The sequence below is a fragment of the Pseudomonas sp. Pf153 genome (assembly GCF_001269775.1).
GTDB classification, from domain to species: domain Bacteria; phylum Pseudomonadota; class Gammaproteobacteria; order Pseudomonadales; family Pseudomonadaceae; genus Aquipseudomonas; species Aquipseudomonas uvaldensis.
Window position 1 is genome coordinate 44,647 of record NZ_LHVL01000009.1, and the last position, 21,521, is coordinate 66,167.

Here is a 21,521-nt window from a genome sequence, read left to right on the forward strand (position 1 = left end):
ACAAGGAAATCGAATGGATCTGGTACTCGACCTGCTCGCCACCGTGTCCCGCTGGAGCCGCAGCAACCTGTCGGAAATCTCCCTCGCATTGGTAGGCTGCCTGCTGGTGTTGTTTGGCGCCGACATCAAGGGTTGGATCGAGCAACGCCTGGGTAGCATCGCCGGAGCCTTGCGCGTCCCCTTGATCGCCCTGCTGTGCATGATCGGCAGCGGCGCGGCACTGATCTACGCCACGCCGTGGGTGGTTCGGGGCTTGAGCCAGTTCAACAACTACAGCCTGGCGCCGGTATTGTTGGTGGTGCTGGTGTTGATCGGGGTGGTGGCGGATCGGCGCTGAACCCAGCCACACCGCAAAAACAATTGTGGGAGCGAGCCTGTGGGAGCAAAGCTTGCTCGCGATTCAGGCGACTCGGATCCAGCTTGATACCGAGGCGCGGCTATCGCGGGCAAGCCTTACTCCCACAGCCCGCTCCCACATTGGGTACAGCGTATGGCTTACGCCAACTTCTCGAACTTCAAATCCCAAACCCCATGCCCGAGCTTTTCGCCCCGGCGTTCGAACTTGGTGATCGGCCGCTCGGCCGGACGCGGGATGTATTTGCCGTCTTCGGCCAGGTTGCGGTAACCCGGCGCGACGTTCATGACTTCCAGCATGTACTCGGCATAGGGTTCCCAGTCGGTGGCCATGTGCAACACACCGCCGACCTTCAACTTGCTGCGTACCAGCTCGGCGAATGACGCCTGGACGATACGGCGCTTGTGGTGACGGCTCTTGTGCCAAGGGTCTGGAAAGAACAGCATCAGCCGGTCGAGGCTGTTATCGGCCACACAACGGTTGAGCACTTCGATGGCGTCGCAATCGTAGACCCGCAGGTTGGTCAGCCCCTGGGTGAGCACGCCGTTCAGCAGCGCGCCGACACCGGGCCGGTGCACTTCCACGCCGATGAAATCCTGGTCAGGCGAGGCAGCGGCCATTTCCAGCAGCGAATGACCCATGCCAAAGCCGATTTCCAGCGAGCGCGGGGCCGAGCGGCCGAACACCTGGTCGAAATCCACCGGCCCATCGGCCAGCGGCAGGACGAACAGCGGTGCGCCCTGCTCCAGGCCACGCTGCTGGCCTTCGGTCATGCGCCCGGCGCGCATCACGAAACTCTTGATACGGCGGTGCTGGCGCTCTTCGCCTTCTTCCGGCAGGACCGGCGTGTCGTTCGATTCAGTCATCAATAACTCTTACTTGATCAGACCATCCAGCGGCGAGGAGGCGCTGGCGTAAAGTTTTTTCGGCATGCGGCCGGCCAGATAAGCCAGGCGGCCGGCCACAATGGCGTGTTTCATGGCTTCGGCCATCAGCACCGGTTGCTGGGCGTGGGCGATGGCGGAGTTCATCAACACGGCTTCGCAACCCAGCTCCATGGCGATGGTGGCGTCGGAGGCGGTGCCGACACCGGCATCTACCAACACTGGAATCCTGGCTTCTTCGAGGATGATCTGCAGGTTGTAAGGGTTGCAGATGCCCAGCCCCGTGCCGATCAGGCCAGCCAGCGGCATGACCGCGATGCAGCCGATTTCCGCCAGTTGACGCGCAATGATCGGGTCATCGCTGGTGTACACCATCACGTCGAAACCTTCCTTGACCAGGGTTTCGGCGGCCTTGAGGGTTTCGATCACATTGGGGAACAGTGTTTTCTGGTCCGCCAGCACTTCCAGCTTCACCAGGTTGTGGCCATCGAGCAGCTCACGGGCCAGGCGGCAGGTACGCACGGCTTCGACGGCATCGAAGCAGCCGGCGGTGTTGGGCAGGATGGTGTAGCGATCCGGCGGCAGGATATCCAGCAGGTTCGGTTCGCCCGGGTTCTGGCCGATGTTGGTCCGGCGTACGGCGACGGTGACGATTTCGGCGCCCGAGGCCTCGATGGCCAGGCGGGTTTCTTCCATGTCGCGGTACTTGCCGGTGCCTACCAGCAAGCGCGACTGGTAGGTACGACCGGCCAGAACGAAGGGCTTGTCGCTACGAACGATGCTCATGGGAAATCCTCTGTAGGGGTGAGGTTCTTGCGAAATGCTGTGAAGCCGCCGTGATCAGCCGCCGCCGATGGCGTGGACCACTTCGACGCTGTCACCGTCGTTCAGCGTGGTGTCGGCATGCTGGCTGCGCGGGACGATATCCAGATTGAGCTCCACCGCGACGCGACGTCCGGCAAGATCCAGACGGGTCAGCAGGGCCGCAACGGTTTCACCGTCGGGCAGTTCAAAGGGTTCGCCGTTCAACTGAATGCGCATGCCGCATGCCGCCATCATTTTTAGGGGCTGGCATTCTAGCCCGATCCGTCAGGGCGACCCAAGTCCCTTGGTCAGGGAGCCCTGCAAGCGGCAGGATTCAAGCGGCAAGTTGGAGGCGCCAGGCCGCGAGTCCCAGGCAGAGCCAGCCGATCAGGAACGCCACGCCACCGAACGGGGTGATGATGCCGAGCTTGCTGATACCCGTCAGGGTGAGCAGGTACAAGCTGCCGGAGAACAGGACGATGCCGATCACGAATGACAACCCGGCCCAGGTCACGATCCGACCCGGAATATGCGTTGCCAGCAGCGCAACGCCCAGCAGTGCCAGCGTATGCACCAGTTGATAAGTGACCCCGGTGTGGAAAATCGCCAGGTACTCGGCGCTGAGGCGATTTTTCAGGCCATGGGCGGCAAATGCCCCCAGCGCCACGCCTGTGAAGCCGAAGAAAGCGGCCAGCATCAGAAAGTTACGCAGCATGAGAACTCCAGTCAGACTCGGTGGGCAGGGTCTGTATAATGGCCCGCTCGACCGGTTCGGCCAAGCCATCCCTATGCTGCGTTCACTGCGTTCACTGTTTCGACGATTCGTTAAAGCCTCGCTCTGGTTCGCCATCGGCAGCGTTGTGCTGGTGCTTTTGTTTCGCGTGGTGCCGCCACCGTTCACCGCGCTGATGATCGAACGCAAGGTCGAATCCTGGTTTGGCGGGGAACCGATTGACCTGCAGCGCACCTGGCAACCCTGGGATCAGATTTCCGACAGCCTCAAGGTCGCGGTCATTGCCGGCGAGGACCAGAAATTCCCTGAACACTGGGGTTTCGACATCAGCGCGATTCAGGCCGCATTTGCCCACAACGGGCGCGGCGGTTCGATTCGCGGTGCCAGCACCCTCAGCCAGCAAGTGTCCAAGAACCTGTTCCTGTGGTCGGGTCGCAGCTGGCTGCGCAAGGGGCTGGAAGCGTGGTTCACCGCTCTGATCGAGGTATTCTGGCCCAAGCAGCGGATCCTCGAGGTGTACCTCAACAGTGTCGAGTGGGATAGCGGCGTGTTCGGCGCCGAAGCCGCAGCGCGACATCATTTCCGCGTCGGCGCCGATGCGCTGTCCCGCCAACAGGCGAGCCTGCTGGCGGCGGTCTTGCCCAATCCCCGTAAATGGAGCGCCAGTCGACCTAGCCCTTATGTGTTGCGGCGGGCGAGCTGGATCCGCCAACAGATGAGCCAGTTGGGTGGAGACAGCTATCTGCTGGGGCTGAACCATGCACGCCGGGCACCTTGGGCCCAGTAGCCACAACGCCATAGAGTCTTTATGGAAGATTCCTTGTGGGAGCGAGCCTGCTCGCGATAGCGGTGTATCTGACACATTGATGCCACTGACCTATCGCTATCGCGAGCAGGCTCGCTCCCACAGGGTCGGCGGTGGATTCAAATGTCGGGCACGAACAAAAACGCCCCGATCATCACTGATCGGGGCGTTTTTTTGTCATTACTGCAAGTCAGGCCGCAATCGACACCTTGAGCTTGTTCATCGCGCTTTTCTCAAGCTGGCGAATCCGCTCGGCCGACACGTTGTACTTCTGCGCCAAGTCGTGCAGCGTGGCTTTTTCCTCGGCCAGCCAGCGCTGGTAGAGAATATCGCGGCTACGCTCGTCCAGCACTTCCAGGGCTTCGTGCAGGTTGGTGTTGGAGTTATCGCTCCAGTCGGCGTCTTCCAGTTGACGCGCCGGGTCGTACCGGTGGTCTTCCAGGTAGTTGGCCGGCGATTGGAAGGCACTGTCGTCGTCCGCTTCGGCAGCCGGGTCGAAGGCCATGTCCTGGCCGGTCAACCGGCTTTCCATCTCGCGCACTTCCCGAGGCTCGACACCCAGGCTTTCGGCCACGCGATTGACTTCGTCGTTGTTCAGCCAGGCCAGGCGCTTCTTCTGGCTGCGCAGGTTGAAGAACAGCTTGCGCTGGGCCTTGGTGGTCGCGACTTTCACGATGCGCCAGTTGCGCAGGATGAACTCGTGGATTTCCGCCTTGATCCAGTGAACCGCGAACGACACCAGCCGCACGCCCATTTCCGGATTGAAACGCTTGACCGCCTTCATCAGGCCAACGTTGCCTTCCTGGATCAGGTCGGCCTGGGCCAGCCCGTAGCCGGAATAGCTGCGGGCAATATGTACGACAAAACGCAGGTGGGCGAGCACCATTTGCCGAGCCGCCTCAAGATCCTGCTCATAGTAGAGACTCTCGGCCAGTTCACGCTCCTGCTCGGGTGTCAGCAAAGGGATGCTGTTCACCGTATGCACATAGGCCTCCAGGTTCGCACCCGGGACCAGAGCATACGCAGGTTGCAAAGAAGTGGTCATACGAAAAAACCTCCGACTCACATAACTCGTGCAGTTCAGCACTGCGAAAATTGACCGGGAACTCTAAAACTAGTTCCCACAAAAACCGAAAGGTCAATACGCGCAAAAAACACTATTTTGGCGCAAGCTCACGCAAGTGGCGTGCGACCGCAATCCATGCACCGATATAACCCAACAGCACCGCGCCAAGCAAGAGCGACAGACCGTCGGCGACCGGCACTCCGGCCAACGCGAAATCACTGCCGTACAAACCGGCCAGTCCCACCACCGCATCGTTCAGCCAGTCCAGACCGAACGCCAATACGCCCCAGGACAGGATCCCGGCACCGAAGCCATACAGCGCGCCCATATAGAGGAAGGGCCTGCGCACATAACTGTCCGTGCCGCCGACGAGTTTAATCACTTCTATCTCGGTGCGGCGGTTTTCAATATGAAGACGAATGGTATTGCCTATCACCAAAAGTAATGCAGAAACCAGAAGCACCGTCAGACCGAAGACAAACCGGTCGCCGAGCTTGAGGATTGCCGCAAGACGCTCGACCCAGACTAGATCAAGTTGCGCTTGTTGTACCTTCGGAAGTTCGGAAAGTCTTTGTCTTAATGCTTCAAGGGTCGGCTTATCGACCTCCTTCGGCGTCACCAGGACCACACCCGGCAGCGGGTTCTCCGGCAGTTCCCTGAGCGCTTCGCCCAGGCCGGATTGCTGCTGGAACTCCTCCAGTGCCTGTTCGCGGCCAATATATTCGGCATCGGCGACGCCCGGCATGGCCTTGATCTGCTCGCGCAACGCCCCGCCCTCGGCCGGCGTCGCCTCCAGTTGCAGGTAAAGGGAAATCTGCGCCGCGCGCTGCCAGGAGCCCCCGAGACGCTCCACGTTGCTGAGCAATAATGACAGGCCCATCGGCAGGCTCAGGGCGACCGCCATGACCATGCAGGTAAAGAAACTGCCAATCGGCTGCTTGCCCAGGCGGCGAAGGCTGTCGAGCAGGCTGGCGCGATGACTTTCGATCCAGGCATGCAGCAACGTGGCGAAGTCCGGACCGTCATCATCGTGCTTTTTCTTTTTCGGCTGAGGCTCGGAGGCTTTCGGAGCCACGCGTTCGGCCACTTTGGGGCTGCGGGTTGCGCTCATACGCCAGCCTCCCCGTCACCGATCAGGCGGCCACGCTGCAAGGTCAGCATGCGATGACGCATGCGCGCGATCAGGGCCAGGTCGTGACTGGCGATCAGCACACTGGTGCCCAAACGGTTGATGTCTTCGAATACGCCCATGATTTCCGCCGCCAGACGCGGGTCGAGGTTACCGGTGGGTTCGTCCGCCAGCAACAAGGCCGGGCGGTGTACGATGGCGCGGGCGATGCCGACGCGCTGTTGCTGGCCGGTGGACAGGTCGCCGGGGTACAGCTCGGCCTTGTCCGACAAGGCCACGCGTTCCAGGGCCGAATCCACACGCTTGCTGATCTCGGCCTTGGACAACCCCAGGATCTGCAGCGGCAAGGCCACGTTATTGAACACGGTGCGGTCGAACAGCAATTGGTGGTTCTGGAATACCACGCCGATCTGCCGCCGCAGGAAAGGAATCTGGGCATTGCTGATGGTGCTCAGATCCTGACCGGCCAGCAGCAACTTGCCACTGGTGGGTCGTTCCATCGCCAGCAGCAGGCGCAGCAAGGTACTTTTACCGGCGCCGGAATGGCCGGTGACAAACAGAAACTCACCCCGACGCACCCGAAAGCTCAGTTCATGCAAGCCGACGTGACCGTTCGGGTAGCGTTTACCGACCTGTTCGAAACGAATCATGAATGCTCCCGCTCGGCAAACAGTGCCTGGACAAAGGGCTCGGCTTCAAAGGTGCGCAAATCGTCGATGCCTTCGCCCACGCCGATGTAGCGGATAGGCAGGCCAAATTGCTTGGCCAGGGCGAAGATCACCCCGCCCTTGGCGGTGCCGTCGAGCTTGGTCAAGGCCAGACCTGTCAGTTCGACGGTCTGGTTGAATTGCTTGGCCTGGTTGATGGCGTTCTGGCCAGTGCCCGCGTCCAGCACCAGCAGCACCTCATGGGGCGCGTCGGCATCGAGCTTGCCGATGACCCGTCGAACCTTTTTCAGTTCTTCCATCAGGTTGTCTTTGGTGTGCAGGCGACCGGCCGTATCGGCGATCAGCACATCGATGCCACGGGCCTTGGCGGCCTGTACGGCGTCGAAGATCACCGAAGCGGAGTCGGCGCCGGTGTGCTGGGCGATCACCGGAATTCTGTTGCGCTCGCCCCATACCTGCAACTGCTCGACCGCGGCGGCACGGAAGGTATCGCCGGCAGCGAGCATGACCTTCTTGCCTTCCAATTGCAGCTTCTTCGCCAGTTTGCCAATGGTGGTGGTCTTGCCGGCGCCGTTGACGCCCACCACCAGAATCACGAACGGCTTGTTCTGCGCAGCGATCACCAATGGTCGTTCCACCGGCTTGAGCAGGTTGCCCAGCTCGCCTTGCAGGGACTTGTACAACGCGTCGGCATCGGTCAGCTGTTTACGGGCGACCTTCTGGGTCAGGTTCTGGATGATCAGCGACGTCGCCTCGACGCCAACGTCGGCGGTCAACAGTCGGGTTTCGATGTCGTCCAGCAACTCGTCATCGATGACTTTTTTGCCCAGGAACAGGCTGGCCATGCCTTCGCCGATACTGGCGCTGGTCTTGGACAGACCTTGCTTGAGGCGAGCGAAAAAACCGACCTTGCCTGGCTCGGGGGCAGGCGTCGACTCGTCGGGGACCGGCGCCTCGGACAGAGCGGGAACCGACTCCGGATCTGGCAGGGAGGCAGCGGGCGCTTCGGCAACCGGCTCCACGACCGGGGCCGGGATCGGTGGCGTGATATGGGGTGCCTGCACATCTTCCACCAGCCCTACCGGCTCCTCCGCCACCGGCAGGGTCAACCAGGGCGTTTGCCCGGCGGGGGGCGTCAGCGGCAGTTCGGCCACCGGTTCGGCAGCGGGCTCGGTCTGAGGCTCGACCGGTTGCAGCACCGGCTCGGCCAATGGCAGAACGATGGGCGCGGCGTCTTCGACCACTGCCTCGGCGGCAGGCTCGGGTTGCGGTTGTTCGACGACGGTTTCCTGCGGCTTCTTGCGCAGCCATCCGAACAGGCCTTTTTTCTCGCCAGCCGCAGCTGGGGTCTTCTTGTCGTCGTTGGAACCAAACATGGAGGACGGCTATCTCACGGTAGCGACGCGCCACAAGGGCGCCTCGGTGATCAATATTCGATGCTGAACAGACTGCGTTTCATCCAGCTTGTTCACGCGCAACATTTTGTCCAAGTGTTCCTGGAACACCTCGACCTTGATTTTTCGAAGGACTGGCAAGGCATCGTCGGCGAAAACGCCGCGATCAACGAGCCAAACCGACACTTTATCGGTACGTCTACCCGACAAAAGGCCCGATAGGCGTGGCCGCCAGTAAAACGGACCAGTATCCTAGCACCCTCTCGCCCGCCGACGCTAAGACATGGCGGGCAACCCAACAGGTTTAAACACGAATGAATGCTCTCGCCCGCCGCGCCGCAGGCCTGCTGCTCAGCGCAGTCTGCCTGCCCTTTTCAGCCTTGGCTGCCGATCCACAACCCACTCATGAATTCACCCTGGACAACGGCCTGAAGGTCGTGGTGCGCGAAGATCACCGGGCGCCGGTGGTGGTGTCCCAGGTCTGGTACAAGGTCGGCTCCAGTTACGAGACACCGGGGCAGACCGGTTTGTCCCACGCCCTGGAGCACATGATGTTCAAGGGCAGTGAAAAAGTCGGACCAGGCGAAGCCTCGCTGATCCTGCGAGACCTGGGGGCCGAAGAGAACGCGTTCACCAGCGATGACTTCACCGCGTATTACCAGGTGCTGGCCCGCGATCGCCTGGGCGTGGCCTTCGAACTGGAAGCCGATCGGATGGCCAGCCTGCGCCTGCCACCGGAGGAGTTCAGCCGCGAAATCGAGGTCATCAAGGAAGAACGTCGCATGCGCACCGACGACAAGCCGATGTCCAAGGCTTATGAGCGCTTCAAGGCCATGGCTTACCCGGCCAGCGGCTACCACACGCCGACCATCGGCTGGATGGCCGATCTGGACCGGATGAAGGTCGAGGAACTGCGTCACTGGTATGAGTCCTGGTACGCCCCGAACAACGCGACCCTGGTGGTGGTCGGCGACGTGACACCGGATGAGGTCAAGTCACTGGCCCAGCGTTATTTCGGCCCGATTGCACGGCGCGACGTCCCTGTGGCGAAAATCCCCCTGGAGCTGGGCGAACCCGGCGAGCGCCAGATCACCCTGCACGTGCAGACCCAACTGCCCAGCGTAATGATGGCGTTCAATGTACCCGGCATCGCCACAGCAACCGACAAACGCTCGGTCAACGCGTTGCGGCTGATTTCGGCGCTGTTGGACGGCGGCTACAGCGGGCGGATCCCGACCCAGTTGGAGCGCGGCGAAGAGCTGGTCTCCGGCGGCTCGTCGAGCTACGACGCCTACACCCGGGGCGACACGCTGTTCTCTTTGTCGGCGACTCCCAATACCCAGAAGAACAAGACCCTCGCCCAGGCCGAAGCAGGCTTGTGGCGCTTGCTTGAACAACTGAAAACCACCCCACCGACCGACGACGAACTGGAACGCGTCCGTGCCCAGGTCATTGCCGGCCTGGTGTACGAGCGCGATTCGATTACCAGCCAGGCCACCGCCATGGGCCAGCTGGAAACCGTCGGTTTGTCCTGGAAGCTGATGGACACCGAACTTGCCGAACTGCAAAGCGTGACCCCGCAAGATATCCAGAAGGCAGCCCAGCTGTATTTCACCCGCTCGCGCCTGAGCGTCGCGCACGTCCTGCCCGAGGAGAAAGCTCATGAGTGAGCGCAAACCATCCCGCCTGCTGCTGATCGGCCTGGTGTCGATCGCCCTGGTCGGCGCCCTGGCCTTTTATCTGTCACCATCGAGCAGTACGGACGCCAGCCAGGCATTGGACAAGGCCAGGTCCGGTAACAAACTGCAATCCCTGTCCGAACTCGATGGCAAGGCACCCAGCCGACGCCAGCTTGACGTACAGACCTGGAAAACCGCCGACGGTGCCAAGGTATTGTTCGTCGAAGCCCGGGAATTGCCGATGTTCGACCTGCGCGTGACGTTCGCTGCCGGCAGCAGCCAGGATGGCGATGCGCCTGGCCTGGCGACGCTGACCAACGCCATGCTTAACGAAGGCGTGGCCGGCAAGGATGTCAGTGCCATTGCACAAGGCTTCGAAAGCCTGGGCGCGGACTTCGGCAATGGCGCCCACCGGGACATGGCCCTGGTGTCGCTGCGCAGCCTCAGTGCAAAGGACAAGCGGGAGCCGGCCCTGAAGCTGTTCGCCGAAGTGGTCGGCAAACCGACTTTCCCCACCGACTCCTTCGAACGCATCAAGAACCAGCTGCTGGCCGGTTTCGAGTATCAGAAGCAAAACCCCGGCAAACTGGCGGGCCTGGAACTGATGAAGCGTCTCTACGGCGATCACCCGTACGCCCACTCCAGCGACGGCACCGCCGAAAGCATTCCACCGATCACGCTGGCCCAGGCCCGTGCGTTTCACGCCAGGGCCTATGCCGCCGGCAACGCTGTGATTGCCCTCGTGGGGGACCTGTCCCGCGCCGAAGCCGAAGCGATTGCCAGCCAGGTGTCTGCCAGCTTGCCAAAAGGCCCTGCCCTGGCGAAAACACCGTCGCCGGTGGAACCGAAGGCGAGCACCACCCATATTGAATTCCCGTCCAAACAGACCAACCTGATGCTCGCGCAGCTGGGCATCGACCGTGACGATCCGGACTATGCCGCCGTGTCCCTGGGCAACCAGATCCTCGGTGGTGGCGGATTCGGCACGCGGCTGATGACCGAGGTGCGGGAAAAACGCGGCCTGACCTACGGTGTGTACTCCGGCTTTACGCCGATGCAGGGTCGTGGCCCGTTCATGATCAATCTGCAGACCCGTGCCGAGATGAGCGAAGGCACGCTGAAACTGGTCCAGGACGTGTTTGCCGATTACCTCAGGGACGGCCCCACCCAGAAAGAACTCGACGATGCCAAGCGTGAACTGGCCGGCAGTTTCCCGCTGTCCACGGCCAGCAACGCGGATATCGTCGGCCAGCTCGGCGCCATGGGCTTCTATGATCTGCCACCAAGTTACCTCGAAGACTTCATGCGCCAGTCCCAGGTACTGACGGTCGAGCAGGTCAAGGCAGCGTTGAACAGGCATCTGAGCATCGACAAAATGGTCATCGTCACCGCCGGCCCGACCGTGCCGCAAAAACCGCTGCCAGCCCCCACAGACAAACCCACCGAGCAACCGCTCGGGGTTCCGGAGCACTAATGGCCCGCCCATCGAATTCCAGCAAGAAACCCGTCCATAACGGGATCAACCAGCTACGCATCATCGGCGGCGAGTGGCGCAGCCGACGCCTGAGCTTTCCAGACGCGCCAGGCTTGCGTCCGACACCGGACCGGGTACGCGAAACCCTGTTCAACTGGCTGGCGCCTTATGTGCCAGGCGCCCGGGTGTTGGATCCATTCGCCGGCAGCGGCGCCTTGTTCCTCGAAGCGCTGTCCCGCGGCGCGGCCATGGGCCAGGCGCTGGACGCCAGCAGCCTGGCCGTCTCTAGCCTGAAAGAGCACCTGGGCACCCTGCGCTGCACCGTCGGTCAGGTACAGACGGCCGACGCATTACGTTATCTGGAAAGCCAACCGGCTACGCCATTCGACCTGGTGTTCCTCGACCCGCCGTTCAACCAGAACCTGCTGCCGACGGTGTGCGCCTTGCTCGAAGAACGCCATTGGCTGGCCGAGGATGCCTGGGTCTACACTGAAAGCGAGACCGCTCCATCCACCCTCGGCTTGCCGGGGAACTGGCGCTTGCATCGCGAGCAGAAGTCCGGGCGGGTGTATTACGCGTTGTGGCAACGCATGGCCGTTGCCGTTGGCTGAACGGACGGTCGCTGCATCGAGAACAACAATAATGTCTGCCGCATCAGAACGATTCGTCCCGGCTCCGGGCTTGGGCAACCCGCACCTGCAAACCTTGTGGGGACCGTTATGGCGCAAGACCCTCCCTATCGATCGCCAACGTGAACGCCTGTGGCTGGAGGATGGCGACTTCCTCGACCTCGACTGGCATGGCCCCCACAGGGCCGAGGTACCACTGGTACTGGTGCTTCACGGGCTGACCGGCTCTTCCAACTCGCCTTACGTGGCCGGGCTGCAACAGGCCCTCGGACGTCTGGGGTGGGCCAGTGTCGCGCTGAACTGGCGTGGCTGCTCTGGCGAGCCGAACCTGCTGCCTCGCAGCTATCACTCGGGTGTCAGCGAAGACCTCGCCGCCGCTATCGTCCATGTGCGAGCTCGACGGCCATTGGCGCCACTGTTTGCGGTGGGCTATTCGCTGGGGGGCAATGTGCTGCTCAAGCACCTGGGAGAGACCGGCAGTGACAGCCAGTTGCTGGGAGCGGTGGCGGTTTCCGTGCCGTTTCGCCTTGACCATTGCGCCGACCGCATCGGTCAGGGCTTTTCCAGGTTTTATCAGGCGCACTTCATGCGGGAACTGGTCGCCTATGTGCGCAACAAACAACGCCAGTTCAAGCACGACGGGCGCCACGAAGGGTTGGCAGCGCTGTCGGCATTGGGCTCCCTGGAAAACATGCGCACGTTCTGGGACTTCGACGGCCGGGTGACAGCCCCCCTGCATGGCTTTTCCGACGCGTCGGATTACTACCGCCGCGCCTCCAGCCGGTATTTCATGGATGGGATCCGCACACCGACCCTGGTCATCCAGGCCGCCGACGATCCTTTCGTCTTTCCCCACAGCGTGCCTGAGCCCGGCGAATTGTCAGCTTCCACACGACTTGAGTTGCATGCCCAGGGCGGGCATGTGGGGTTTGTCGAGGGGACCCTGCGCAACCCCGGGTATTACCTGGAGCGGCGCATACCCCAGTGGTTGGCCAGCCTGGGCCTATGATCGATACTCGGTTCGCTCCCATATTGGTCCTGGGCTCAGCTGCTATTCCCCCGTCGCCACACTACGCTGCGGATCATTGATCCATTCGCTCCACGAGCCGGCGTATAACCGCCCTAACGGGTACCCCGCCAGGCATAAGGCGAACAGGTTATGGCATGCCGTCACACCGGAGCCGCAATAAGCCACCAGCTCGGTCGGTGAACGCCCGCCGAGTTTTTCAGCGAAACGTTCCTTGAGCCGATCCGCCGGCAGGAAGCGTCCATCACCGCCCAGGTTGTCAGTGAACGCCGCGCACTGCGCCCCCGGAATGTGGCCGGCCACTGGATCGATTGGTTCGACGTCACCTTTGAATCGCGGCAACGCCCGGGCGTCCAGCAAAGTCATGTCCGAGCGACCGAGGCGCTGCTCAAGCTCTCGGGCACTGAGCAGCAGGGCCGCGTCCGGTGAACCGCTGAAGGCCCCGCGCTGAACGGCGGGTGGATCAAGGCTCAGGGGCAAACCGGCGGCATGCCAGGCCTTGAGCCCACCGTCGAGAATGTAGAGACCATCGCGCTTGCCCAGCCAGACCAGCAGCCACCAGGCCCGAGCGGCGTAGGCGCCGGGGCCGTCGTCATACAGCACGATATCGCTGTCGTGATTGATGCCCCAGGCCTGGAGGCGCTCGATCAAGGCGCCAGGCTCCGGCAACGGATGACGTCCGGTCACGCCCTTGGTCACCGGGCCGCTCAGGTCCCGTTCGAGGTCCGCGAACGAAGCCCCGGCGATATGCCCCTCGGCGTAACTGCGCTGACCGTAATCCGGATCCTCCAGGGCAAAGCGACAGTCCAGAATCACCAAACCGGGCTGTGTCCTCCTTTGCTCAAGGGCTTGAGGGCTGATGAGTTGCGCGATGGGCATGCTGAAGCTCCTTTGACTGAATCGGGTCCGAATCCTACTGCCCTTCCTCCAGAGTCTGGGCCAAGGGGACATAATATTCCTTGAACAGTGCGTCCACCGCTTCGCGCGCCTCATCGGTCACGAAGCCGGCCTCCAGCACGAGTACCTGGTACACCCCGCGCTTGATGGCCTGTTCGCTCAAATGGCTGGAGTTTTCTCGCGTGGTACACAGAAACCGCACCCACGAGGTGAGGATGATCCAGGCGTTGAGCGTCAGGGACTCAATCTGTACCCGGTCCATCTTCAGGATGCCGGCGGCGACGAAACCTTCATAGATAGCAGTGCCGTGGATCAGGCAGCGCTGGGAAAACCGACGATAGCGGGCGGCAAGGTCCGGATCGCTGTCGAGCAGGTGTTCAAGGTCCCGATGCAGGAAGCGGTAGCTCCACATCGCCGACAGCAGTTCCTGCAGGTAGAAACGCTTGTCCTCCACCGTAGCCGCCCGGCCCTGGGGCGGTCGCAGGAAACTGTCCACCAGGTTTTCGTATTCGCTGAACAGCACGGCGATGATCGCCTGCTTGTTAGGGAAGTGGTAATAGAGATTGCCAGGGGACATGTCCATGTGGGCGGCAATGTGATTGGTGCTGACGCTGCGCTCGCCCTGCTGGTTGAACAGCTCGAGGCTGTTTTGCACGATGCGCTCGCTGGTTTTCATTCGTGTGGCCATGGCTTGGGCTTTACTTTGACGAAGGCATTGAACGGCATCTTACGATCTATCGTCTCCGGGACAAACCCAAAGCCGTCATGGATGTCATTTGACTTTTTAGAGCATAAGCTCTAAAAAACACCCACTCTAATAATAACCGGGGCCTGCCAATGTCTGCCGACATCGCTTATCTGCACGAATCCCAACAGAACCTGGATGAGCTGCAGCCGCTCTTCGATGCCCAGCGCCAGGCCTACGCCGCTCATCCCTTGCCAACCGCCGCCCAACGCCGACAGTGGTTCAAGGCACTGCGGCAGATATTGAGCGACGAACGACAGGCCTTGATCGACGCCATCAGTCAGGATTTCAGCCACCGTAGCGCCGACGAAACGCTGCTGGCGGAGCTGATGCCAAGCCTGCATGGCATCCGTTATGCGAGCCGGCATCTTCAGGGTTGGATGAAACCTTCCCGACGCAAGGTAGGCATGGCCTTCCAGCCCGCCTCGGCCAAAGTGGTGTATCAGCCATTGGGCGTGGTCGGGATCATCGTGCCCTGGAATTACCCCCTGTTTCTGGCTATCGGACCGTTGGTCGGAGCGCTGTCGGCGGGCAACCGGGTGATGCTCAAGCTCAGCGAGGCGACGCCGGCGACCGGGTTACTGCTCAAGCAATTGCTGGCCCGGGTGTTCCCCCAGGACCTGGTGTGCGTAGTGCTCGGCGAGGCTGACGTCGGCGTGGCATTTTCCAGGTTGCCGTTCGATCACCTGCTGTTCACCGGCGCCACCAGCATCGGCCGGCATGTGATGCGTGCCGCCGCCGACAACCTGACCCCCGTGACCCTCGAACTGGGCGGCAAATCACCGGCCATCGTATCCACCGACGTCCCCTTGAAGGACGCCGCCGAACGCATTGCCTTCGGCAAGATGCTCAACGCTGGACAAACCTGCGTCGCACCGGACTACGTATTGGTGCCGCAGAACCGAGTAGGTGAATTCGTCGAGGCGTATCGCGAAGCTGTTCGTGGGTTTTATCCGACCCTGACTGATAACCCGGACTACACCGCTATCATCAACGAACGACAGCTTGCACGGCTCAATGGCTACATCAGCGATGCCACCAGCAAGGGCGGTTTGCTGATCGAGCTGTTCGACCAGGGCCAGGGGCGGCGCATGGCCCACAGCCTGTTGCTCAATGTCAGCGACGACATGACCGTCATGCAGGACGAGATCTTCGGCCCGCTGCTACCCATCGTGCCCTATGAGCACCTGGACCAGGCGTTTGCCTACATCAATCAGCGGCCGCGTCCGTTGGCGCTCTACTATTTCGGCTACAACAAGGCCGAACAGAACCGCGTACTCAACGAGACCCATTCCGGCGGCGTCTGTCTGAACGACACACTGCTGCATGTGGCCCAGGATGACCTGCCATTCGGCGGCATCGGCGCCTCGGGGATGGGGCATTACCACGGACATGAGGGTTTCCTGACCTTCAGCAAGGCCAAGGGCGTGCTGACCAAACAGCGCTTCAACGCCGCCAGGTTGATTTACCCGCCTTACGGCGGACCGCTTCAGAAATTGATCCAGAAGCTGTTCATCCGCTAAAGCGCGTCTTGCCAGGTAATAACAATAATGAACCCAAGCCTGACCGATACACCCGCCCTGTCACGGCGCGGCCTGCTGAAATTCAGCGTCGGCGCCAGCCTTTTCCTGAGTGCCGTTGGTCTCGCCGGTTGCTCGCCAAGCCAACCGGGCCAGGGCCTGACGGCCGTGCGCGGCAGCGATCTGCCATTTCTGCGTGCCGTTATCCCTGTGATGCTGGACGGAGCGGTGGCCGTTGAGCAACTGCCCGCCGCTACGACTGCCACCCTGCAAAGCCTGGACACCGGCCTGGCTCATCTTTCCCCGGCCATGCTCAAACTCGTCCACCAACTGTTCGACGTGCTCACGCTGGGCATCACCCGAGGGCCACTCACCGGCGTCTGGGGCGCGTGGGAAAACGCCAGCGCCGATGACATCCGCCAGTTTCTCGATCGGTGGGAAAACAGCTCCCTGGACCTGCTGCGCCAGGGCCACGCCTCCTTGCTGCAAATGGTGATGATGGCCTGGTACAGCACGCCCGAGGCCTGGGCCCACTGCGGCTATCCGGGACCGCCTACCGTTTGAAAATTCAGGCAAACACCCTGTAGGAGCGGGCTTGCTCGCGAAAGCAGTGTGTCAGTCAATCTCAATATTGCTGATCCGCCGCATTCGCGAGCAAGCCCGCTTCCGCAAAGGGAGTCGGCGAAAATCCCTAAACGACAAGAGAATCTGAAATGCCCGTACCCGACCCGTTCCGCGAAGGCATGGCCCGCGGCTGGACCACCTACAACGGCGCGCAGTTGACCCAGGACCTGGTCCTGGAAGCGGATGTGGCGATCATCGGCAGCGGCGCGGGCGGCGGCACCACGGCGGAAATCCTCAGTGCCGCCGGCTACAAGGTCCTGCTGATCGAGGAAGGCCCGCTCAAGACCAGCAGCGACTTCAAGTTGCTCGAGGATCGAGCCTACACGAGCTTGTACCAGGAAGGCCTCGGGCGCATGAGCAAGGATGGGGCCATCACCATTCTTCAAGGGCGGGCGGTGGGCGGCACGACCTTGATCAACTGGACGTCCAGCTTTCGCACACCGGACCAGACCTTGGATCACTGGGCCTCGGCACACAACGTCAAGGGGCACAGTCCCGCCGAAATGGCCCCCTGGTTCGAGCGCATGGAGCAGCGCCTGGGCGTGGCGCCATGGTTGATTCCGCCCAATGCCAACAATGACGTGATCCGCAAAGGCTGTGAACGGCTGGGCTACGATTGGCACGTCATCCCGCGCAACGTGCGGGGCTGCTGGAACCTGGGTTATTGCGGCATGGGCTGCCCCACCAATGCCAAGCAGTCCATGCTGGTGACGACCATTCCGGCCACGCTGGACAAGGGGGGCGCGTTGCTTTACCTGGCGCGGGCTGAACGCCTGACCCTACGCAATGATGCGGTTGTCGATCTGCAATGCGTGGCAATGGACGAACGCTGCGTGGCGCCGACCGGGCGGCGCATTACCGTCAAGGCGCGGCACTACGTACTGGCCGGCGGTGGCATCAACAGCCCGGCCTTGCTGTTGCGCTCCGATGCACCAGACCCACACCAGCGCTTGGGCAAGCGTACCTTCCTGCATCTGGTGAACATCTCGGTCGGGCAGTTCGACGACGTCATCAATCCGTTCTACGGGGCGCCGCAGTCGGTCTATTCGGATCATTTCCAATGGCAGGACGGGACCACCGGAAAAATGTCCTACAAGCTTGAGGTCCCTCCCTTGCATCCCGCTCTTGCCGCCACGTTGCTGGGCGGCTTCGGCCAGGAGAATGCCGGGTATATGGCGCAACTGCCTCACACCCACGCCATGCTGGCCTTGCTGCGTGACGGTTTTCATCCGGACAGCCGTGGCGGCAGCGTTGAATTGCGCAGCGACGGCACGCCGGTGCTCGATTATCCGGTATCGCCCTACGCATGGGACGGTGTGCGACGGGCGTTCCACAGCATGGCCGAAATCCAGTTCGCCGCAGGCGCCCGGGCGGTCATGCCGGTGCACAGCGATGCGCGTTACGTAAAAACCCTGGCCGAAGCCCGGACGCTGATCGATGAATTGGACCTTTCCTTGTTCCGCACCCGCCTGAGCAGCGCGCATGTCATGGGCGGTTGTGCCATGGGGGAAGATCCCAGAATGGCCGTGACCGACAGTCTTGGCCGTCATCATCAACTGAGTAACCTGTCGATCCACGACGGTTCGCTGTTCCCCACCAGCATTGGCGCCAATCCGCAGTTATCGGTGTATGGCCTGACGGCACAACTGGCGAATTCGCTGGCCGAACGGCTAAAAAACTCATGAATACCCGGATGATTCGTACCGTCTATAGTGCTTTCTTATCCCACAGCCGACTTGGCCGACCGAGTAGGCTGCGATACCATCCGACTCCCCAACGGACTCCCGCCAGGACGACGCGATGAACCGAGTGTTGTACCCAGGTACCTTCGACCCTATTACCAAGGGCCATGGCGATCTGGTCGAACGCGCCTCGCGCCTGTTCGATCATGTGATCATTGCCGTCGCCGCCAGCCCGAAGAAAAACCCGCTGTTCCCCCTGGAACAACGCGTGGAACTGGCCCGCGAGGTCACCAGGCACCTGCCCAACGTGGAAGTGGTCGGCTTCTCGACCCTGCTGGCGCAATTCGCCAAGGAAAAGAACGCCAACGTGTTCCTGCGTGGGCTACGTGCCGTCTCGGATTTCGAATACGAATTCCAGCTGGCCAACATGAACCGTCAGTTGGCGCCTGACGTGGAAAGTCTTTTCCTGACGCCGTCGGAGCGCTACTCGTTCATTTCGTCGACTCTGGTGCGGGAAATTGCAGCCCTGGGCGGCGATATCAGCAAATTCGTCCACCCGGTCGTGGCCGATGCGCTGACCCAGCGCTTCAAGAAGTAGCCCGCTGGCTGCGACTCGCTTCGCAGCCGCGTCCTTGCCCCATGGTGCAGTCTATCGCGCCCGCGTGCACTGAGCCCGCCAATGCGGCACAATTGAGCACATCCGTTTTCAGATGCCCGGGCCCAACGCCCCGGCAGGAGCTTGCATGTCCCTGATCATCACCGACGATTGCATCAACTGCGACGTCTGCGAACCCGAGTGCCCGAACGAAGCGATTTCCCAAGGCGAAGAGATCTACGTTATCGATCCGAATCTGTGCACCCAGTGCGTCGGCCATTACGACGAACCCCAGTGCCAACAGGTCTGCCCGGTGGATTGCATCCCACTGGACGAAGCCCATCCGGAAACCGAAGAGCAGTTGATGGCCAAGTACCGCAGGATTACGGGCAAGGCTTGAGCCAGAAGGTTCTGTAGCGCCTGTATTGGCCCTATCGCGAGCAGGCTTGCTCCCACAGGGATCTGCAGTGTCTGCAAAAATTGTGTCCTGAGCAGCTCTCCTGTGGGAGCGAGCCTGCTCGCGATGAGGCCATCAGCCATACCACGAAGCCAAGGGCCTTCACTCCTGCCGCTCAAACCCCTCTCCAATACACCCCAGACACCGCACGAACGTGGCCTTGGCCGGGTCCACAACCAATGCCTTCCCCGCATCGCCAACCCCACCACCCAGCGCGGTAAAGGGCAACGACACCACGAATGCACCGGCCCCGATCACGGTGGCGGCGAGCAGGAGCGGGCGGGCGATCAGCAGATCGCCGATCATGGCGTAGGCCGGCGGATTCTGGATGGTGTAGCGCGGATCACCGCTGCCGGTGTTCGCCAGCGCAGGCAAACCGACACTCAGCAGCAGCGCAAGAACGACGGGGCGAAGCAGATTCATGGGTCGGTCCTTCGGCTAGACAGTATGACTACTGACTATAGACCGTAGGAGGAATCACCTCTGACAGCGGGGACACCAGACACTCGCACGCTGGCCCAGCCGAATTTCCCGCAGCCCCGTTCCACAAACCTTGCACAGCTCACCGCCCCGGCCATACACGAACAGTTCCTGCTGGAAATACCCGGGCTGGCCATCGCCCCCGATAAAGTCCCGCAACGTGGTGCCGCCGCGTTCGATGGCATGGGCAAGGATGCGCTTGATCTCGATGGCCAGTTTCAGATACCGGACCCGGGAAATACCCCCGGCCTCCCGGCGCGGATCGATCCCGGCGGCGAACAGCGCTTCGGTTGCATAAATGTTGCCCACGCCTACCACCACCGCGTTATCCATGATGAACGGCTTGACCGCCATGGAACGTCCACGGGAAAGCTGGAACAGGCGTTCGCCGTCGAACAGATCGGTCAGCGGCTCCGGCCCGAGGCGGATCAGCAGTTCGTGGTTGAGCGGATCAAGGCTCCAAAGCATCGCCCCGAAACGTCGAGGATCGGTGTAGCGCAAGGCCAGGCCGGACTCCAGCTCGATGTCCACATGCTCGTGCTTGCCAGCCGGCATACCCACCTCCACCAAACGCAGATTGCCGGACATGCCCAGGTGGCTGATCAATGTGCCCACCTGGGCATTGATCAGCAGGTACTTGGCGCGCCGCTCCACTTGCACGATCCGCTGGCCCGATAGCCGCACATCGAGGTCTTCCGGAATCGGCCAGCGCAGGCGACGGTCACGCACAATCACGCGGCTAACCCGCTGTCCTTCAAGGTGTGGCGCAATCCCGCGACGGGTGGTTTCGACTTCCGGCAGTTCTGGCATGGCGTTCTCTAAATGAGCGATGTTCGGTGCTATCGGGTTTCAGCGAGTGGCAAGGTCGCGGATTTCCTGTTTCTGAGTCTGGAAGTCATATTCCGACAAGCCGATGTAATCGAGCACCAGCTCGCCGACACACGCCCATTCGTGGTCCTCGGCCTGGTTGCCCAGCACCCGGTATGACGCACAGATGTGTTCGGACATCTTCAGGATCGCCAGCAAGTTCTTCAGTTGACTGTTGTTGCGTGAAGACTCGTCGCTGAAAATCGCCAGGGCGTTATGGTGGTTGGCGATGGCCTGGCTGACGTGGTCCGGCAAACGCCATGACTTGGAGGTGTAGTAACCGACCACCGCATGGTTGGTATTGAACAAACGGTTCTCGGTGTCCACTACCCGGCAGTCGGCACTGGCACTGGCATATGCCTCCTCCAGCACGCTCATGTAATTGGGGAACTGCTTGAGCATCAAGGGCACGCCGCAATCATGGAACAACCCCAGGGCATAGGCTTCGTCGCCATTCTCCAGGCCGACCCGCTTGGCCAGGGTCAGGCAGGTCATTGCCACATCCTGGGCCGTATCCCAGAAACGGTTCAGGGTGACAATGGTGTCGTCGTGCAACTCGCCCTTGATCGATTGCGCGTTGATCAGGTTGATGATCGAGCGACTGCCCAACAGATTCACAGCGCGCTGGATCGAGGTGATCTTGTTACGCAAACCGTAATACGGCGAGTTGACGATTTTCAACAAGGCCCCGGAAAGACCGGGGTCATGGGAAATCAGCTTGGCGATGGTCTCCAGGTCCGGGTCGGGCATGTACTGCTCCATCTGCAGATCCACCATGATCTGCGGCTGGGGCGGAACGCTGATGCCTTGCAGGGCTTGTTGGATCTGTTCGGCGGAAAGCTCTTTGGACATGGCTGCACATACTCTGGGACAGGCGGGGATTCTAACCCTTAAGGACGGGTCCGACACGCCGCCGGGGCGGATCGGGAAAACTTTCACTCAGGCACTCCCCTAGTTCGGCCGCTCACCTGCCCGGCTTGAGGAAATTTTGCCCGGAGCCCTGACAC

The 21,521-nt window shown here is 61.5% G+C and carries 24 protein-coding genes; 11 read left to right on the top strand and 13 right to left on the bottom strand.

What is annotated here, in order from left to right; all coding sequences use genetic code 11:
- Nucleotides 1-13 precede the first annotated feature (13 nt).
- The gene (locus AD666_RS05185; protein ID WP_053148260.1) at nt 14-337 is read left to right on the top strand and encodes a DUF3392 domain-containing protein; all 324 of its coding nucleotides are present in this window, start codon (nt 14-16) and stop codon (nt 335-337) included.
- A 158-nt stretch (nt 338-495) separates the two neighbouring features.
- Here AD666_RS05185 and trmB read toward each other — a convergent pair whose 3' ends face one another.
- The 4 genes from trmB to AD666_RS05205 form a co-directional block, all read right to left on the bottom strand.
- Nucleotides 496-1,221 (bottom strand): tRNA (guanosine(46)-N7)-methyltransferase TrmB, encoded by a 726-nt coding sequence (gene trmB, locus AD666_RS05190; protein ID WP_053148261.1) that lies wholly within the window; start codon nt 1,219-1,221, stop codon nt 496-498.
- Nucleotides 1,222-1,230: 9 nt separating this feature from the next.
- Nucleotides 1,231-2,025, bottom strand: coding sequence for a thiazole synthase (locus AD666_RS05195; RefSeq protein WP_053148263.1), 795 nt, complete (start codon nt 2,023-2,025; stop codon nt 1,231-1,233).
- Nucleotides 2,026-2,079: 54 nt separating this feature from the next.
- The gene (gene thiS / locus AD666_RS05200; protein WP_053149652.1) at nt 2,080-2,280 is read right to left on the bottom strand and encodes a sulfur carrier protein ThiS; all 201 of its coding nucleotides are present in this window, start codon (nt 2,278-2,280) and stop codon (nt 2,080-2,082) included.
- A 97-nt stretch (nt 2,281-2,377) separates the two neighbouring features.
- Nucleotides 2,378-2,758, bottom strand: coding sequence for a DUF423 domain-containing protein (locus AD666_RS05205; protein ID WP_053148266.1), 381 nt, complete (start codon nt 2,756-2,758; stop codon nt 2,378-2,380).
- 73 nt (nt 2,759-2,831) lie between these two features.
- On the opposite strand from AD666_RS05205, the gene mtgA reads away from it, so the two are divergent.
- Nucleotides 2,832-3,563, top strand: coding sequence for a monofunctional biosynthetic peptidoglycan transglycosylase (gene mtgA / locus AD666_RS05210; RefSeq protein ID WP_053148268.1), 732 nt, complete (start codon nt 2,832-2,834; stop codon nt 3,561-3,563).
- Between the two features lie 208 nt (nt 3,564-3,771).
- Here mtgA and rpoH read toward each other — a convergent pair whose 3' ends face one another.
- The 4 genes from rpoH to ftsY all read right to left on the bottom strand — a co-directional run bounded on the left by rpoH (nt 3,772) and on the right by ftsY (nt 7,820).
- Complete coding sequence (gene rpoH / locus AD666_RS05215) at nt 3,772-4,626, bottom strand: RNA polymerase sigma factor RpoH (RefSeq protein ID WP_053148269.1); 855 nt, start codon at nt 4,624-4,626, stop codon at nt 3,772-3,774.
- 112 nt (nt 4,627-4,738) lie between these two features.
- Nucleotides 4,739-5,758, bottom strand: a complete 1,020-nt coding sequence (ftsX, locus tag AD666_RS05220) for a permease-like cell division protein FtsX (protein ID WP_053148272.1) — start codon at nt 5,756-5,758, stop codon at nt 4,739-4,741.
- The gene (gene ftsE, locus AD666_RS05225) at nt 5,755-6,426 is read right to left on the bottom strand and encodes a cell division ATP-binding protein FtsE (protein ID WP_053148274.1); all 672 of its coding nucleotides are present in this window, start codon (nt 6,424-6,426) and stop codon (nt 5,755-5,757) included. Before ftsE ends, ftsX begins: the two co-directional genes overlap by 4 nt.
- On the bottom strand, nt 6,423-7,820 hold the full coding sequence (gene ftsY / locus AD666_RS05230) for a signal recognition particle-docking protein FtsY (RefSeq protein ID WP_053148276.1): 1,398 nt from the start codon (nt 7,818-7,820) through the stop codon (nt 6,423-6,425). Before ftsY ends, ftsE begins: the two co-directional genes overlap by 4 nt.
- Nucleotides 7,821-8,152: 332 nt before the next feature.
- Here ftsY and AD666_RS05240 point away from each other — a divergent pair, with 332 nt between their 5' ends.
- The 4 genes from AD666_RS05240 to AD666_RS05255 are packed head-to-tail and all read left to right on the top strand — an operon-like array spanning nt 8,153 to nt 12,629.
- Nucleotides 8,153-9,508, top strand: coding sequence for a pitrilysin family protein (locus tag AD666_RS05240; RefSeq protein ID WP_053148278.1), 1,356 nt, complete (start codon nt 8,153-8,155; stop codon nt 9,506-9,508).
- The gene (locus AD666_RS05245) at nt 9,501-10,991 is read left to right on the top strand and encodes a pitrilysin family protein (protein ID WP_053148280.1); all 1,491 of its coding nucleotides are present in this window, start codon (nt 9,501-9,503) and stop codon (nt 10,989-10,991) included. The genes AD666_RS05240 and AD666_RS05245 overlap by 8 nt, the downstream gene beginning before the upstream one ends.
- A complete protein-coding gene (gene rsmD, locus AD666_RS05250; RefSeq protein WP_053148282.1) occupies nt 10,991-11,602 on the top strand; it encodes a 16S rRNA (guanine(966)-N(2))-methyltransferase RsmD in 612 nt (203 codons plus the stop codon). The genes AD666_RS05245 and rsmD overlap by 1 nt, the downstream gene beginning before the upstream one ends.
- A gap of 31 nt (nt 11,603-11,633) precedes the next feature.
- Nucleotides 11,634-12,629 carry a hydrolase gene (locus tag AD666_RS05255; RefSeq protein WP_053148284.1) on the top strand — a complete coding sequence of 332 codons (996 nt, stop codon included), beginning with the start codon at nt 11,634-11,636 and terminating at the stop codon, nt 12,627-12,629.
- A 42-nt stretch (nt 12,630-12,671) separates the two neighbouring features.
- On the opposite strand, the gene AD666_RS05260 is transcribed toward AD666_RS05255, so the two are convergent.
- Together AD666_RS05260 and AD666_RS05265 are read right to left on the bottom strand one after the other, a co-directional pair.
- On the bottom strand, nt 12,672-13,526 hold the full coding sequence (locus tag AD666_RS05260) for a sulfurtransferase (protein ID WP_053148286.1): 855 nt from the start codon (nt 13,524-13,526) through the stop codon (nt 12,672-12,674).
- Nucleotides 13,527-13,560: 34 nt separating this feature from the next.
- Complete coding sequence (locus AD666_RS05265) at nt 13,561-14,232, bottom strand: TetR/AcrR family transcriptional regulator (protein WP_053148287.1); 672 nt, start codon at nt 14,230-14,232, stop codon at nt 13,561-13,563.
- A 149-nt stretch (nt 14,233-14,381) separates the two neighbouring features.
- Here AD666_RS05265 and AD666_RS05270 point away from each other — a divergent pair, with 149 nt between their 5' ends.
- The 5 genes from AD666_RS05270 to AD666_RS05290 all read left to right on the top strand — a co-directional run bounded on the left by AD666_RS05270 (nt 14,382) and on the right by AD666_RS05290 (nt 19,110).
- Nucleotides 14,382-15,812, top strand: a complete 1,431-nt coding sequence (locus tag AD666_RS05270) for a coniferyl aldehyde dehydrogenase (protein ID WP_053148289.1) — start codon at nt 14,382-14,384, stop codon at nt 15,810-15,812.
- A gap of 27 nt (nt 15,813-15,839) precedes the next feature.
- On the top strand, nt 15,840-16,373 hold the full coding sequence (locus AD666_RS05275; RefSeq protein ID WP_053148291.1) for a hypothetical protein: 534 nt from the start codon (nt 15,840-15,842) through the stop codon (nt 16,371-16,373).
- A 149-nt stretch (nt 16,374-16,522) separates the two neighbouring features.
- Nucleotides 16,523-18,118, top strand: a complete 1,596-nt coding sequence (locus AD666_RS05280) for a GMC family oxidoreductase (RefSeq protein WP_053148293.1) — start codon at nt 16,523-16,525, stop codon at nt 18,116-18,118.
- Between the two features lie 115 nt (nt 18,119-18,233).
- Nucleotides 18,234-18,713, top strand: coding sequence for a pantetheine-phosphate adenylyltransferase (gene coaD / locus AD666_RS05285; RefSeq protein ID WP_053148295.1), 480 nt, complete (start codon nt 18,234-18,236; stop codon nt 18,711-18,713).
- A 145-nt stretch (nt 18,714-18,858) separates the two neighbouring features.
- The gene (locus AD666_RS05290; RefSeq protein WP_009683359.1) at nt 18,859-19,110 is read left to right on the top strand and encodes a YfhL family 4Fe-4S dicluster ferredoxin; all 252 of its coding nucleotides are present in this window, start codon (nt 18,859-18,861) and stop codon (nt 19,108-19,110) included.
- 159 nt (nt 19,111-19,269) lie between these two features.
- Here AD666_RS05290 and AD666_RS05295 read toward each other — a convergent pair whose 3' ends face one another.
- Genes AD666_RS05295 through AD666_RS05305 form a run of 3 tightly spaced genes read right to left on the bottom strand, consistent with a single transcriptional unit; the run spans nt 19,270 to nt 21,366 of the window.
- Nucleotides 19,270-19,590, bottom strand: a complete 321-nt coding sequence (locus AD666_RS05295) for a hypothetical protein (RefSeq protein WP_053148297.1) — start codon at nt 19,588-19,590, stop codon at nt 19,270-19,272.
- Between the two features lie 54 nt (nt 19,591-19,644).
- A complete protein-coding gene (mutM, locus tag AD666_RS05300) occupies nt 19,645-20,457 on the bottom strand; it encodes a bifunctional DNA-formamidopyrimidine glycosylase/DNA-(apurinic or apyrimidinic site) lyase (RefSeq protein WP_053148299.1) in 813 nt (270 codons plus the stop codon).
- 39 nt (nt 20,458-20,496) lie between these two features.
- The gene (locus AD666_RS05305; RefSeq protein WP_053148301.1) at nt 20,497-21,366 is read right to left on the bottom strand and encodes an HDOD domain-containing protein; all 870 of its coding nucleotides are present in this window, start codon (nt 21,364-21,366) and stop codon (nt 20,497-20,499) included.
- Nucleotides 21,367-21,521 lie beyond the last annotated feature (155 nt).